Genomic DNA, 14,380 nt, shown 5'->3' with positions numbered 1-14,380 from the left:
TATTTTTATAAAAAGTGCTAAAATAGAAAAATGAAAACAATTGGTTAGGGTGATTTCATTGACGAAAATTAAATTAGGTTTATTATATGGTGGAAAATCAGCTGAGCATCAAGTTTCGCTACAGACGGCTCTTGCTGCTATTAAAGCGTTAAATCAAGATAAATTCGAGATTCATCCAATTTATATTACTGAACAAGGTCAATGGGTACGCGGTGAGCGTATTGAAGGTGAAGTAACAGATGTTGAAGCTTTAAAAATGAGCGGTGCAGAAAATGCGATTTCTCCGTTATCATTAAGTACAGAAATTATCCCATCTGCAGCTTCTGAGGAGAACGCTATTGACGTTATTTTCCCATTACTACATGGACCAAACGGTGAAGATGGAACGGTTCAAGGACTATTAGAATTAATGAATATCCCTTATGTAGGAAATGGTGTTCTAGCATCATCTGCTGGTATGGATAAAGTTGTTATGAAAAACATCTTTGCAGAGGCTGGTTTAAAACAAGCAAAATATGCATCCTTCATTCGTAGTGCATGGGAAAAAAATCGTGAGGAAGCTTATTCTAAAGTAGAAGATAAGTTAGGATATCCTTGCTTCGTAAAACCAGCGAACCTTGGTTCAAGTGTTGGTATTAATAAGTGTAAAAATCGTGAAGAACTTGAGGATGCATTTGTAGAGGCATTCCAATTTGATCGCAAAATTATTGTAGAAGAAAATATTGTAGGTCGTGAAGTAGAAGTTGGGGTACTAGGTAATGATGAGCCGAAATGTTCAGTTGTAGGTGAAATCGTTCCGAAAAAGGACTTCTATGATTATAAGTCGAAATATATCGATGGTGATACGGCGCTAATTATTCCAGCTGAAATGACAGAAGAAGAATCTAATGTAATTAAGCGTGATGCGATTATTGCATTCCAATCATTAGACGGTGCAGGTTTAACGCGAGCTGATTTCTTCTTAACGAAAGATGGAGAAGTGTATATTAACGAAGTAAACACAATGCCAGGATTTACACCGTTCAGTATGTTCCCTCTATTATGGCAACATACTGGGTTACCATATCCAGAATTAATCGAAGAGCTAATTCGTTTAGCGATTGAACGTCACGAAGAAAAACAAAAAATTAAATATACAATCTAACAAAAAAGGAGGAAGCACTATTCATAGGAATAGTGCTTCCTCTATGTAAGGAGCGTTTATATATGATAAAGCGAATGTTAAAGCAAGTGGAACAGATGGTAAATGGTACTGAATTAGCAGAGCAATATGAGGGAATTACTATTCAAGGCGTGTCTATTGATACGAGAAAAATTGAAAAAGGAAACTTGTATGTTCCGATTCAAGGGGAGCGCTTCGATGGACATGCTTTTGTAGATAAAGCTGTTGAAAATGGAGCTGTGGCTACATTATGGATGAAAGATGTAGCGAATCCACCTGAGAATCTCCCGGTTATTTTTGTAGAAGACACGCTATCGGCATTGCAAATGTTAGCGAAAAACTATCGCGATCAATTGGATGTTAAAGTTGTAGGTGTAACGGGTAGTAACGGTAAAACATCTACGAAAGATATTGTAACAAGTCTTCTTGCGACTAAATTCAAAGTGCAAAAAACAGAAGGGAACTTCAATAACCATATCGGATTACCTCTTACCATTTTAAACTTAGAAGAAAATACAGAAGTAGCAGTATTAGAGATGGGTATGTCAAGCCGAGGCGAAATTGAATTCTTATCTAAGTTAGCTCGTCCTAATGCAGCTATCATTACAAATATTGGTGAGGCACATTTAATGGATTTAGGATCTCGTGAGGCAATTGCTGAAGCGAAATTAGAAATTGTTACAGGATTACAAGAAGGTGGCGTGTTCGTATATAACGGAGATGAGCCTTTATTAACGAATCGTGTTCCTGGAATGAATTTAGCAGCAGAAACGGTTACGTTTGGTGATGCAAGAGCAAACGATTATTATCCAACGACTGTAACATTACAAGCAACTGGGACACATTTCAAAATGAATAGAGATGAAAATATTTCATTCTACTTACCGGTGTTAGGAAAACATAATGTGTATAATACACTTGCTTCAATGGCAATTGCGAAACATTTTGGTGTAACGTGGGAAGAGATGAAAGAAGGTTTAGTAACACTTCAAATGACGGGCATGCGTATGGAAATTGTGAAAACAAATAGTGGTTTAACAATTATCAACGATGCTTATAATGCAAGCCCGACGGCTATGGAAGCAGCATTCCATTTAATGAATGGTTTAGATGGTTTTGCTAAAAAAATCGTTGTGCTCGGTGATATGTTAGAACTTGGAGATCAAGAAGTACAGTTCCATTATGAGGTAGGAAAATTAATCGATCCAGCAAAAATCTCACATGTATTCACATACGGTAGATTAGGGGCTCAAATTGCTGAAGGAGCAAAAATTAATTTCCCTAATGAACGTGTAAAGGCGTATGATAATAAAGAAGAGTTAGTAAAAGATTTACAAGCAGTAGTCGATGTGAAAGATGTTGTATTAATAAAAGCATCTCGCGGTATGAAATTAGAAGAAGTAATTACGATGTTGAAATAATTGGTGTATATAAATAGGGATGATAGTTACGAAAATAGAAGAAACTTATAATAAGCGCTTACAGTAAATATAAAAAAATAAAAGTGAAGAAAAAAACTCTGAATATGAAAATAAGGTAACAGTTGGGTTTGCTTTTTACACATACAAAACTTATAATTGATAAAGTGTAATAACGTTTAGAAGTATTTTCGTGAAGAATATACGCCCGTTTATATACGTGAGCATTCAGGAAAAGGGCTTTTCCGCAAATTCGGAAAACGCCTTTTTTTAAATGATAAGTATAGGATAGAAAAGGAGAAGTAACATTGACAACATTTCGAGAATTAGGATTAAGTGATTCTTTACTGCAATCTGTTGAAAGTATGGGCTTTGAAGAGGCTACACCAATTCAAGCTGAAACAATTCCACATGCATTGCAAGGTAAAGATATTATTGGACAAGCGCAAACAGGTACAGGGAAAACAGCAGCATTCGGATTACCACTATTAGATAAAGTGGATACACATAAAGAATCGGTTCAAGGTATTGTTATCGCGCCAACGCGTGAATTAGCAATTCAAGTTGGAGAAGAATTATACAAAATTGGTAAGCATAAACGCGTTCGTATTTTACCGATTTATGGTGGTCAAGATATTAACCGCCAAATTCGTGCTCTAAAAAAACACCCACACATTATTGTTGGTACGCCGGGTCGTATTTTAGATCATATTAACCGTAAAACACTTCGTCTGCAAAACGTAGAGACAGTTGTTCTTGACGAAGCGGATGAAATGTTAAACATGGGCTTCATTGAAGACATTGAAGCAATTTTAACAGATGTGCCAGAAACACATCAAACATTACTATTCTCAGCGACAATGCCGGATCCAATCCGCCGTATTGCTGAGCGTTTCATGACTGAGCCTCAACACATTAAAGTAAAAGCAAAAGAAGTAACAATGCCAAACATTCAGCAGTTCTATTTAGAAGTGCAAGAAAAGAAAAAGTTTGACGTGTTAACACGCTTATTAGATATTCAATCTCCAGAGCTTGCAATCGTATTTGGTCGTACAAAGCGTCGTGTTGATGAATTATCAGAAGCATTAAACTTACGTGGTTATGCTGCAGAAGGTATTCACGGTGATTTAACTCAGGCGAAACGTATGTCTGTATTACGTAAATTTAAAGAAGGTTCTATTGAAGTTCTTGTTGCAACAGACGTTGCTGCGCGTGGTCTTGATATTTCAGGCGTAACGCACGTATATAACTTCGATATTCCACAAGATCCAGAATCATACGTTCACCGTATCGGTCGTACTGGTCGTGCAGGTAAAAAAGGTATTGCAATGCTATTTGTAACACCACGTGAATCAGGACAATTAAAAAATATCGAGCGTACAACAAAACGTAAAATGGACCGTATGGATGCACCGACACTTGACGAGGCATTAGAAGGTCAACAACGTTTAATCGCTGAAAAGCTTCAAAGCACAATTGAAAATGAAAACTTAGCATACTACAAGCGTATTGCAGAAGAAATGTTAGAAGAAAATGACTCTGTAACAGTAGTAGCTGCTGCTTTAAAAATGATGACTAAAGAGCCGGATACAACTCCGATCGCTTTAACATCAGAACCACCTGTTGTTTCAAGAGGCGGCGGTTCTAAAAAACGCGGCGGTAACGGAGGCGGATACCGTGATGGTAACCGTAATCGTAGTCGTGATGGACGCGGCGGTGGCGATGGACGTAATCGTGACCGTAACCGTGATGGACGTAATCGTGACGGAAACCGTGATCGCAATCGTGATGGTAACCGCGATCGTAATCGTGATGGTGGTAGTCGTGGTCGTAGAGGTGAAGGTCAAGGTCGCCCTGGTTCTTCAAATGGACGCGGCGAAAGAAAACATCATAGCCGTCCACAAGCTTAATAAAAAAAAGAGAATGCCCTTTGCGGGCATTCTCTTTTTTTATTTCTATAATTGTGCATACTACATAATAGTTATGATAGAAAAGGGGCTGTTATATGCTTGTAAGGCTTGGTTACGTTGCGATGAGTGTGCATTTGAAGAATGCATCTCCATCTCAAACGATGACGTATGCACAGTTTCAGAAATTAGATGATCGTGATGCTGCAATTCGTAAGCTTGAAAGAATTGCTAATTCCAATTTAGAAAATTGTTTACGTTTATTAAAGCATAATAAAGGGCATGACATATCTTTCTTTCGGCTCAGTTCAAAGCTCATTCCTTTAGCGAATCATGAGGAATTGCTAGAGTGGAACTATATTCGTCCGTTAAAAGAAAATTTAAAAAAACTAGGTGAATATGCAGTTCATATGAATATGAGAATTGATTTCCATCCAGATCATTTTGTTGTACTAAATTCACCTGAAGAGAGTGTTTTTAAACAATCTGTAAAAACATTGCAGATGCACAAAAAATTATTAAAAGGCATGGGGATTGAACATAAGCAACGATGTGTACTGCATGTTGGAGGAGGATATAAAGATAAAGAACTTGCATTAGAGCGCTTTATAGAGAATTGGTCGAATGTCCCAAGGGGTATTCAAGAAATGATTATATTAGAAAATGATGATACAACCTTTACGTTAGAGGAAACATTATATTTAGGAGAAAAATTAGATATTCCCGTCGTATTTGACTTGCATCACCATATGATGAATAATGAGCAAGAAGATTGGTATGAAGATTGGGCACGTGTTGTTCATACGTGGGAAACGTCTTTGTTGCCGATTAAAATGCATATCTCTAGCCCTAGAGAGGGAAAAGATCCAAGAGCTCATGCAGATTATATTAATGTAGACGCATTTTTATCTTTTTTAAGAAGGATAAAGGGAAGTGTTCCGCAAATTGATTGTATGATTGAGGCGAAGATGAAGGATGAGTCTTTATTTCAATTAATGAGAGATTTAAGTGAACAAGTAGATGTAGAAATTATCGATGGTGCAAGCTTTTATATTAAATAAGCTTTGCACCATCGTTTTTTTTTGTTAAAAAAGGGGTTAAAATGCCACCGGTTATTAAACCTGTTAAATGACTGATCGGATTGGCAGAAGGGTTAAAGAAAGTAAATAGCAGTAATAGAAGTATCATAATTGAGAAAATGGCAATTTCTTTTGGTTTTGAAGAGCGGTATCGATTGTACAATAAAAATAACTGTGCACCTAATAGTCCGAAAATACCACCTGATGCACCTGCGTGAATATATTCAAGCGGCATAATAATATAAGAAGAAATATTTCCAGAAATTCCAGAGAGAAAAAATAGAATAAAAAAAGAAAAGTGTCCGAGTTGCTTTTCGATAGAAGAACCAAGAGCAAACAAAAAAATACTATTAGAAAGAAAATGTTGTAAGTCTACGTGTACGAGAAGAGAAGTTATGACACGCCACCATTCTCCTTTCGCGATATATTCATTAGAGGCTGCCAGTGGTAAGAGAAAAAAGTCGCCTAATATCATCATGACTAAATGAATAAGCAGTAAGGTAAGAATAGTCGGTTGTAAAGAAATATGAGTGGATCTTATTAGCATACGGTTACTATCACCCCTTTTGCATCAGAAAGATTCTCTGTTATTCTTATCAATATGAAAGAAGAAAGTTAAATAGAAGAAGGGGATTTTGAAATGATTATAGGGATTGGTATCGATATTATTGAATTAAATCGTATTGAAAAAATGCTAGATGGAAAGCTTAAATTTATGGAACGTATTTTAACGGAAAATGAACGTAATGTTGCTATGGAGCTGAAAGGAAGTCGCCTTACAGAGTTTGTAGCTGGAAGGTTTGCAGCGAAAGAGGCGTATTCAAAAGCTGTAGGTACTGGTATCGGAAAAGAAGTGAGTTTTTTAGATATTGAAGTGAAAAATGATGAAAGAGGTAAGCCAATTCTGATTACAAGTACAGAGTATATTGTTCATTTATCAATTAGTCATAGTAAGGAATTTGCTGTTGCTCAAGTTGTTTTAGAAAGCTTGTCACGCTAGTCTGCATATTTTATATCTTTGTCTCATATATTTGAGGTAGCGATAAGGAAGGTACATCTTCCATTCATTTATAGGGGCAAAGGGGCTGAATTGATGAAAAGGCGTCTGTTTTTAGTTCTTGTCGGTTTGTTGACCGTTTTTGTGTTGGCGGGTTGTATGGAAAAGAAGCAAGATGATGTCGTGAGAGATTTAGAATCAAAAGTAAAAGGGATGAAAAGTTATCAAGCTGAGGCAAAATTATCTATTAAAACAGGCAATGAGCCTCAAGAGTATAACGTAGAGATTTGGCACAAGGAACCGTCTTTTTATCGTGTGAATTTAAAAAATGCAAAAAAAGATCAGAGCCAAATTATTTTGAGAAATGAAGAAGGTGTATTTGTATTAACGCCAGCACTTAATAAGAGCTTCCGTTTTCAAAGTGATTGGCCGCAAAATAGTAGCCAGGCTTATTTATATGAATCACTTGTAAGAGATATTTTGCAGGACAAGAAAAACCTTACTTTTGAGAAAACAGATAAGTATTATATTTTTAAAACAAAAACAAACTATCAACATCAAAATATGTTGCCGAGACAAGAGATTACATTGAATAAGAGCGACTTGACTCCAGTTTCAGTGAAGTTAATGGATAATGATCAAAATGTTCTTGTGAAAGTAGATTTCTCTAAAGTGAAATTCGATGCGAAATTTGATAAAGGTGCATTTGATACGAAACAAAATATGTCTAGAGCGCAGGTAGATGTTCAAACAACAGCGAAAGAAGACAAACCGTTTGCTATTTTGTATCCACTTGATACACCACAAGGTATGACTCTGCAAGATGAAAAAGAGTTGAAGACAGACAGTGGCAAGCGTGCGATACTCACATACACTGGAAATAAGAAATCCTTTACTTTAATACAAGAAAAGGCAAAAGTTGCAGAGGCATCATCAGCGGTAAGTGTAAGTGGAGAACCAGTTGATCTTGGGTTTACGATTGGTGCATTAACGAAAGACTCTGTAACGTGGTCGCATAACGGAGTAGAATATATGCTCGTGTCTAAAGGTTTAGAGCCGAAGGAGCTGTTAATGGTTGCTCGTTCAGTTACAGCGAAGCAGGTGAAGTAAACTTCTTAGACGTGGTGATATATGTGCACCACGTCTTTTCTTAGTTTGAAGGTGGATTTCATAAAAGAAGCATATAAAAGAATAAGCTTCGCATATCGTGTATAAGGAAGTGTATTTATGGAAGAAGCACCATTTTACCGTGACACTTGGGTGGAAGTGGATTTAGATGCCATTTATAACAACGTTACACATATTAAAGAGTTCATCCCAAGTAATGTAGAGATTTTTGCTGTAGTTAAAGCAAACGCATATGGGCACGATTATGTACCGGTGGCTAAAACGGCATTAGAAGCAGGTGCAACAAGGTTAGCTGTTGCTTTTTTAGATGAAGCTTTAGTGCTTCGGAGGGCTGGTATTACTGAGCCGATTTTAGTGTTAGGTCCCTCGCCGCCGCGTGATGTAAATGTAGCTGCTGAAAATGATGTAGCGCTAACGGTTTTTCAAAAAGAATGGGTGGACGAAGCAATTAAACTTTGGGATGGTTCATCTGTAATGAAATTCCATATTAACTTTGATAGTGGTATGGGGAGAATTGGAATACGTGAAAGAAAAGAGCTAAAAGAATTTTTAAAGAGTTTAGAGGGTGCACCGTTTTTAGAGTTAGAAGGAGTATACACGCATTTTGCAACGGCAGATGAAGTTGAGACTTCGTATTTTGATAAGCAATATAACACGTTCTTAGAGCAGTTAAGTTGGTTGAAAGAATTCGGAGTGGATCCTAAGTTTGTTCATACAGCTAATAGTGCTGCGACGTTACGTTTTCAAGGGATTACATTTAATGCAGTGCGAATTGGGATTGCAATGTATGGATTATCTCCTTCTGTAGAAATACGTCCTTTTTTACCATTTGAATTAGAACCGGCGCTATCACTTCATACGAAAGTCGCTCATATTAAACAGGTAATTAAAGGTGATGGAATTAGTTATAACGTCACCTACCGAACGAAAACTGAAGAATGGATTGCGACTGTAGCGATTGGCTATGCAGATGGGTGGCTTAGGAGGTTACAAGGATTTGAAGTGCTTATAAATGGTAAAAGGGTACCGATTGTAGGGCGAGTAACAATGGATCAGTTCATGATTCATCTTCCTTGTGAAGTGCCACTTGGTACGAAAGTTACGCTTATTGGAAGGCAAGGAGATGAGTATATTAGCGCTACAGAGGTTGCGGAATACTCAGGGACTATTAATTATGAAATTATTGCAACGATCAGTTTCCGTGTGCCGAGAATATTTATACGGAATGGTAAGGTTGTAGAGATAATTAATTACTTGAACAATATATAGAAGGTAGTATGATTGCTTCTTGTCATTGGAGTGACTGTTCATTGCTGGATAATAAGCTCTTTTTGATGAGAAGCTTTTTACTTATAATCATTTTTTATATAAGTTGCACGTAAGTTTTGAAGAGGAGTTCTATTGTTTTTAGTTAGTTATGAGATAAAAAATTTAAGAAGATGAATGTTTTGTTTGTGAATTGGAAAACATAAGCAAGGAATAAGGAAGTCTTTGCAACAGGCTCCATACAATGGTATTATTACAATAGGTGTCATATATATATTTGGGTGTGTAGTTGACGGTGGAGGTGTATTTTTGTGTCCGAATCAAGTGTAACTACTGAAATCGTGGTTCGGTTGCCAAAGCAAATGGTAACGGAATTGGACGGAATTGGAAAACAAGAGAATAAGAATCGCCATGAACTAATTTGCCAGGCAACACAATTGTTATTGCGTCAACATAAGACGAAGAAACGCTACCAACATGAATCAATGCGACGTGGGTACATTGAAATGGGAAAAATTAATCTTGGTATTGCATCTGAAGCTTTCTTAGCAGAGTATGAAGCAGCTCATACAGTAGAACGCTTAGTTAGCGGGGGGTAATATTTTGATTGTAAAACGCGGCGACGTGTATTTTGCAGACCTTTCCCCAGTTGTTGGTTCTGAGCAAGGAGGCGTTCGTCCGGTTCTTGTCATTCAAAATGACATCGGAAATCGTTTTAGTCCAACGGTGATTGTAGCGGCTATTACTGCACAGATTCAAAAAGCGAAATTACCCACTCATGTGGAAATTGATGCGAAAAAGTACGGTTTTGAGAGAGATTCTGTTATTTTACTTGAGCAGATTCGAACAATCGATAAGCAGCGCTTAACGGACAAAATCACTCACTTAGATGAAGTGATGATGATTCGTGTAGATGAAGCGCTACAAATTAGTTTAGGACTAATAGATTTTTAAATCGGCAGTTTAAGTTGCTCTCTTTGAAGGGCAACTTTTTTTATTATAGAGGAGGTTACGGTTGTATATGGAAATGGTAGATAATCGACAAGCGTTAATGAAAATGTTAGTGAAAGAATTAGGCTTTACCGAAAAGCAAGTTCGTCATGTTATTCAATTAACAGAAGAAGGTAACACAGTTCCATTTATTGCTCGTTACCGAAAAGAATGGACAGGCTCTTTAGATGAGGTGCAAATTCGTACGATTTTAGAGAGATGGCAATATATGATGCAACTTGAAGATAGGAAGGAAGAAGTTCTTCGTCTTATTGATGAGAAGGGGAAACTGACAGAAGAGCTACGACAGCAAATTGTTAAAGCTACAAAGTTGCAAGAAGTAGAAGATCTATATCGTCCATATAAAGAGAAAAGAAGAACGAAAGCGACAGTTGCTAAAGAAAAAGGATTAGAACCATTAGCTGAATGGTTATTGTTATATAAGAAAGAAGATCCGGCTAAAAAGGCAGTGGAATTTATTAATGTAGAGAAAGAAGTGCAATCTGCAGAAGAAGCTTTACAAGGTGCACAAGACATTATTGCAGAAATGGTTTCAGATGAAGCTGCGTATCGTAGTTGGATTCGAAATGTTACTTTTAGAAAAGGTGTTATGTCTTCTTCCGTGAAAGATGAAGAAAAAGATGAAAAGAATATATATGAAATGTATTACAGTTATGAAGAACCATTGCAAAAAGTAGTACCACATCGTGTATTAGCAATGAATCGTGGCGAGAAAGAAGATATATTGAGAGTTGCTGTTGTTCCGCCAGTAGATGAGATAGTAACCTTCTTAAATAAGAAAGTAATTCGTGATAACGATTCGAAAAGTGCACATTATGTACAATTAGCGATTGAAGATGGTTATAAACGATTAATTCAATCTTCAATCGAAAGAGAGATTCGTAAAGAATTAACAGAAACAGCTGAAGAACAAGCAATACATATTTTCTCTGAGAACTTACGTAACTTATTATTACAACCTCCGATGAAAGGGAAAGTCGTGCTAGCGGTAGATCCGGCATATAGAACTGGTTGTAAATTGTCTGTAGTAGATGATACGGGGAAAGTACTACATATCGATGTTATTTATCCGCATCCACCTGTTCGTAAATATGATGATGCAAAAACGAAAGTTCTTTCTATTATAGATAAATATCAAGTTGAAATGATTGCAATTGGTAATGGGACAGCATCTAGAGAAACAGAAGAGTTTATAGTAGATGTATTACAAAGTGTGAACCGAGATGTCTTTTATATTATTGTAAATGAAGCGGGTGCTAGTGTATATTCAGCTTCTGATTTAGCCCGTGAGGAATTCCCAAATTTACAAGTTGAAGAGAGAAGTGCCGTTTCTATTGGGAGACGTCTGCAAGATCCACTTGCTGAACTTGTGAAAATTGATCCTAAATCAGTTGGGGTTGGACAATACCAACATGATGTATCTCAAAAGAGACTGAATGAGTCATTAACATTTGTAGTAGAAACAGCTGTTAACCAAGTTGGGGTTAATGTAAATACGGCTTCGGTTGCATTGTTACAATATGTTTCAGGTTTATCGAAAACTGTTGCGAAAAATATTGTAGCAAAGAGAGAAGAAGATGGGAAATTCACGAAGCGCACGGAATTAAAGAAAATCCCACGTTTAGGTGCAAAGACTTATGAACAATGTATAGGTTTCTTACGTATACTAGAAGGAGCGAATCCATTAGATCGAACAGGTATTCACCCAGAGCAATATAAAAATGTTGAATTGTTATTGAAGAGTCTAGGGTTATCGATAGATGACGTAGGACAACCGCAATTACAAAAGAGATTGGAAGAAGTAGAGATTTCTAAGTTATCTCAAGAAACAGGAGTTGGGGAGCCGACGTTAGTTGATATTATAGATGCGCTTATTAGTCCTGAACGAGATATGAGGGATGAGTTGCCTAAACCACTTTTGAAAAAAGGGATTTTGAAATTAGAAGATTTAAAACGTGGTATGGAACTAGAAGGAACAGTTCGTAACGTTGTTGATTTTGGTGCTTTTGTTGATGTTGGTGTAAAGCAAGATGGTTTAGTACATATTTCTAAACTTAGCAAACAGTTTGTAAAGCATCCGTTAGATGTTGTATCAGTAGGGCAAATTGTAAAAGTATGGGTAGATGATATTGATACAAAAAAAGGACGCGTTGCACTATCTATGTTGCCGATTGAATAGTAAGAGAAGAGAGCAGATGAAACTGCTCTTTTTTTATGAAATAAAAAGTGTAATGGATTATGAGCTTTGATGTATTTTGCTATAATAAAACCAGCATTCATTTAATAACTTAATTTGATACCGGTTTTTTTCGAAATATGCACGTTGCATTTGTTTTTTTAGCCACGTAGGCATAGGAATCCCTCCTTGTTTAATCCTGCTCTCAAAAATCTAAAATGCTATTGATGAGAGGTTGGTGAGTGGATTTCTATTCATGTTTTGTTTTTAGAAACCACGCTTCTTACATGAGGATGGGTATATGTACTATTTAATATATGTATAAGAAGGGAGAAAAGTGTAAAAATATTTTTTTGTTTAGGAGGAATGAGAGTGGATGAGCAAGAAATTCAGCGACTAGTGGAAGAAGTGTCACTACAATACTTTGAGATGCCGTTCTTACATAAAGCGGTGTTTAATAATAGATTACGTACAACTGGTGGGCGTTATTTATTGAAGAGTCATAATATCGAACTGAATTATCGATATTACGAATTGTATGGTGAAGAAGAGTTAGTCGGGATTATTAAACATGAGCTTTGTCATTATCACTTACATATTGCAGGAAGAGGGTATAAGCACAGGGACAGGGATTTTCGTGAGTTGTTAAAGAAAGTTGATGCACCACGTTTTTGTAAACGAATGATTAATGAAGAGAAGGAAAAAAAGATTTATAAGTATGAATGTATGGAGTGTTCACTTCAATATGTAAGAAGGCGTCAAATAAATATAAAAAGATATGTCTGTGGAAAGTGTAAAGGGAAACTCAAACCGATATCGAAAACATCTTGACAGTAAAAACGCAATCCAGTATATTATAAACATGTCACGTTTGAACAAGATGTTGTTAAAAACTTCTTGACTTACAGAGAGAATTTTTATAAGATACAAATTGTCTTCATTATTCCGCAGTAGCTCAGTGGTAGAGCTATCGGCTGTTAACCGATCGGTCGTAGGTTCGAGTCCTACCTGCGGAGCCATACAGAGAAGTACCCAAGTGGCTCAAGGGGCTCCCCTGCTAAGGGAGTAGATCGCTAACGCGGTGCGAGGGTTCGAATCCCTTCTTCTCTGCCATACATATTGGCCCGTTGGTCAAGTGGTTAAGACACCGCCCTTTCACGGCGGTAACACGGGTTCGAATCCCGTACGGGTCACCACTTCGGAGGATTAGCTCAGCTGGGAGAGCACCTGCCTTACAAGCAGGGGGTCGGCGGTTCGATCCCGTCATCCTCCACCATATAATTTTATATGAATAGTATTGTCGCGGGGTGGAGCAGCACGGTAGCTCGTCGGGCTCATAACCCGAAGGTCGCAGGTTCAAATCCTGTCCCCGCAACCAAATGGTCCCGTGGTGTAGTGGTTAACATGCCTGCCTGTCACGCAGGAGATCGCCGGTTCGACCCCGGTCGGGACCGCCATTTTAACTTCTGCTATATAGCAGTTGTTTTTTATTGGACATTATGTTACAATAACATTTGTCTTTGGAAAGAAGATAATTATTTCGATGGGCTATAGCCAAGCGGTAAGGCAACGGACTTTGACTCCGTCATGCGCTGGTTCGAATCCAGCTAGCCCAGCCATTTACGAGCCATTAGCTCAGTTGGTAGAGCATCTGACTTTTAATCAGAGGGTCGAAGGTTCGAGTCCTTCATGGCTCACTTTTGTTTTTTCCACGCGGTCGTGGCGGAACGGCAGACGCGCTAGGTTGAGGGCCTAGTGGGGGAAACCCCGTGGAGGTTCAAGTCCTCTCGGCCGCATCAAAAAAATCTTAAAAAAGTGCTTGCATTTGAAAATGTAGTATGATAAGATAATTGAGTCGCCAAATTACAACGACGAAAAAAACATCATGAATAAGCGCCCGTAGCTCAATTGGATAGAGCGTTTGACTACGGATCAAGAGGTTAGGGGTTCGACTCCTCTCGGGCGCGCCAATTACGGGAAGTGGCTCAGCTTGGTAGAGCACCTGGTTTGGGACCAGGGGGTCGCAGGTTCAAATCCTGTCTTCCCGACCACGCGGGTGTAGTTTAGTGGTAAAACAAGAGCCTTCCAAGCTCTGGTCGAGAGTTCGATTCTCTTCACCCGCTTTTAGTTCTTTGAAAACTGAACGAAACAAACAACGTGAAACGTCAATTTTTATTTTAGATGCTAGACAAACTAACTTTATTGGAGAGTTTGATCCTGGCTCAGGATGAACGCT

General features: G+C 37.7%; 13 protein-coding genes and 12 tRNA genes. 23 read left to right on the top strand and 2 right to left on the bottom strand.

Annotated elements, in window-relative coordinates; genetic code table 11:
• The first annotated feature begins 58 nt into the window (after nucleotides 1-58).
• The 4 genes from ACTFN4_RS27365 to uvsE all read left to right on the top strand — a co-directional run bounded on the left by ACTFN4_RS27365 (nucleotide 59) and on the right by uvsE (nucleotide 5,548).
• Nucleotides 59-1,144, top strand: a complete 1,086-nt coding sequence (locus tag ACTFN4_RS27365) for a D-alanine--D-alanine ligase (RefSeq protein ID WP_000161427.1) — start codon at nucleotides 59-61, stop codon at nucleotides 1,142-1,144.
• A 62-nt stretch (nucleotides 1,145-1,206) separates the two neighbouring features.
• Complete coding sequence (gene murF / locus ACTFN4_RS27360; protein WP_000595957.1) at nucleotides 1,207-2,583, top strand: UDP-N-acetylmuramoyl-tripeptide--D-alanyl-D-alanine ligase; 1,377 nt, start codon at nucleotides 1,207-1,209, stop codon at nucleotides 2,581-2,583.
• 305 nt (nucleotides 2,584-2,888) lie between these two features.
• Nucleotides 2,889-4,490: a DEAD/DEAH box helicase gene (locus tag ACTFN4_RS27355; RefSeq protein ID WP_000206592.1), complete on the top strand. Its 1,602-nt coding sequence runs from the start codon at nucleotides 2,889-2,891 to the stop codon at nucleotides 4,488-4,490.
• Nucleotides 4,491-4,585: 95 nt separating this feature from the next.
• Complete coding sequence (uvsE, locus tag ACTFN4_RS27350) at nucleotides 4,586-5,548, top strand: UV DNA damage repair endonuclease UvsE (RefSeq protein ID WP_000961166.1); 963 nt, start codon at nucleotides 4,586-4,588, stop codon at nucleotides 5,546-5,548.
• Here uvsE and ACTFN4_RS27345 read toward each other — a convergent pair.
• A complete protein-coding gene (locus ACTFN4_RS27345; protein WP_000908523.1) occupies nucleotides 5,541-6,113 on the bottom strand; it encodes a rhomboid family intramembrane serine protease in 573 nt (190 codons plus the stop codon). The two genes, uvsE and ACTFN4_RS27345, sit on opposite strands and share 8 nt — an antisense overlap.
• A gap of 93 nt (nucleotides 6,114-6,206) precedes the next feature.
• On the opposite strand from ACTFN4_RS27345, the gene acpS reads away from it, so the two are divergent.
• The 6 genes from acpS (at nucleotide 6,207) to ACTFN4_RS27315 (ending at nucleotide 12,147) form a co-directional block, all read left to right on the top strand.
• Nucleotides 6,207-6,566 (top strand): holo-ACP synthase, encoded by a 360-nt coding sequence (gene acpS / locus ACTFN4_RS27340; RefSeq protein WP_000583416.1) that lies wholly within the window; start codon nucleotides 6,207-6,209, stop codon nucleotides 6,564-6,566.
• A 156-nt stretch (nucleotides 6,567-6,722) separates the two neighbouring features.
• Nucleotides 6,723-7,673: a LolA family protein gene (locus tag ACTFN4_RS27335; protein WP_002004297.1), complete on the top strand. Its 951-nt coding sequence runs from the start codon at nucleotides 6,723-6,725 to the stop codon at nucleotides 7,671-7,673.
• A 117-nt stretch (nucleotides 7,674-7,790) separates the two neighbouring features.
• Complete coding sequence (alr, locus tag ACTFN4_RS27330) at nucleotides 7,791-8,960, top strand: alanine racemase (protein ID WP_000390615.1); 1,170 nt, start codon at nucleotides 7,791-7,793, stop codon at nucleotides 8,958-8,960.
• A 308-nt stretch (nucleotides 8,961-9,268) separates the two neighbouring features.
• The gene (locus ACTFN4_RS27325; protein WP_000004570.1) at nucleotides 9,269-9,556 is read left to right on the top strand and encodes an antitoxin EndoAI; all 288 of its coding nucleotides are present in this window, start codon (nucleotides 9,269-9,271) and stop codon (nucleotides 9,554-9,556) included.
• A 4-nt stretch (nucleotides 9,557-9,560) separates the two neighbouring features.
• Entirely contained in the window at nucleotides 9,561-9,911 is a 351-nt protein-coding gene (gene ndoA / locus ACTFN4_RS27320) for a type II toxin-antitoxin system endoribonuclease NdoA (RefSeq protein ID WP_000635963.1), read from the top strand.
• A 67-nt stretch (nucleotides 9,912-9,978) separates the two neighbouring features.
• On the top strand, nucleotides 9,979-12,147 hold the full coding sequence (locus ACTFN4_RS27315; protein ID WP_000426242.1) for a Tex family protein: 2,169 nt from the start codon (nucleotides 9,979-9,981) through the stop codon (nucleotides 12,145-12,147).
• A 57-nt stretch (nucleotides 12,148-12,204) separates the two neighbouring features.
• Here ACTFN4_RS27315 and cmpA read toward each other — a convergent pair whose 3' ends face one another.
• Entirely contained in the window at nucleotides 12,205-12,321 is a 117-nt protein-coding gene (gene cmpA / locus ACTFN4_RS27310; protein ID WP_001143642.1) for a cortex morphogenetic protein CmpA, read from the bottom strand.
• 195 nt (nucleotides 12,322-12,516) lie between these two features.
• On the opposite strand from cmpA, the gene ACTFN4_RS27305 reads away from it, so the two are divergent.
• The 13 genes from ACTFN4_RS27305 to ACTFN4_RS27245 all read left to right on the top strand — a co-directional run bounded on the left by ACTFN4_RS27305 (nucleotide 12,517) and on the right by ACTFN4_RS27245 (nucleotide 14,267).
• Complete coding sequence (locus tag ACTFN4_RS27305) at nucleotides 12,517-12,975, top strand: SprT family protein (RefSeq protein WP_000344234.1); 459 nt, start codon at nucleotides 12,517-12,519, stop codon at nucleotides 12,973-12,975.
• 113 nt (nucleotides 12,976-13,088) lie between these two features.
• Nucleotides 13,089-13,163 (top strand) — tRNA-Asn (locus tag ACTFN4_RS27300).
• 3 nt (nucleotides 13,164-13,166) lie between these two features.
• Nucleotides 13,167-13,257, top strand: a tRNA-Ser gene (locus ACTFN4_RS27295).
• Between the two features lie 8 nt (nucleotides 13,258-13,265).
• A tRNA-Glu gene (locus ACTFN4_RS27290) sits at nucleotides 13,266-13,340 on the top strand.
• A 4-nt stretch (nucleotides 13,341-13,344) separates the two neighbouring features.
• A tRNA-Val gene (locus ACTFN4_RS27285) sits at nucleotides 13,345-13,420 on the top strand.
• A gap of 25 nt (nucleotides 13,421-13,445) precedes the next feature.
• Nucleotides 13,446-13,522: transfer RNA gene (locus ACTFN4_RS27280), tRNA-Met, on the top strand.
• 3 nt (nucleotides 13,523-13,525) lie between these two features.
• Nucleotides 13,526-13,601: transfer RNA gene (locus tag ACTFN4_RS27275), tRNA-Asp, on the top strand.
• 87 nt (nucleotides 13,602-13,688) lie between these two features.
• A tRNA-Gln gene (locus ACTFN4_RS27270) sits at nucleotides 13,689-13,763 on the top strand.
• 5 nt (nucleotides 13,764-13,768) lie between these two features.
• Nucleotides 13,769-13,841, top strand: a tRNA-Lys gene (locus ACTFN4_RS27265).
• 16 nt (nucleotides 13,842-13,857) lie between these two features.
• Nucleotides 13,858-13,940: transfer RNA gene (locus tag ACTFN4_RS27260), tRNA-Leu, on the top strand.
• A 97-nt stretch (nucleotides 13,941-14,037) separates the two neighbouring features.
• Nucleotides 14,038-14,114, top strand: a tRNA-Arg gene (locus ACTFN4_RS27255).
• A gap of 4 nt (nucleotides 14,115-14,118) precedes the next feature.
• Nucleotides 14,119-14,195 (top strand) — tRNA-Pro (locus ACTFN4_RS27250).
• Between the two features lies 1 nt (nucleotide 14,196).
• Nucleotides 14,197-14,267 (top strand) — tRNA-Gly (locus ACTFN4_RS27245).
• Nucleotides 14,268-14,380 lie beyond the last annotated feature (113 nt).

Origin of the sequence: Bacillus cereus group sp. MYBK95-2 (genome assembly GCF_051915225.1) — a bacterium.
Classification (GTDB): Bacteria; Bacillota; Bacilli; order Bacillales; family Bacillaceae_G; genus Bacillus_A; species Bacillus_A cereus.
This window is presented reverse-complemented; position numbering and strand designations above follow the sequence as displayed.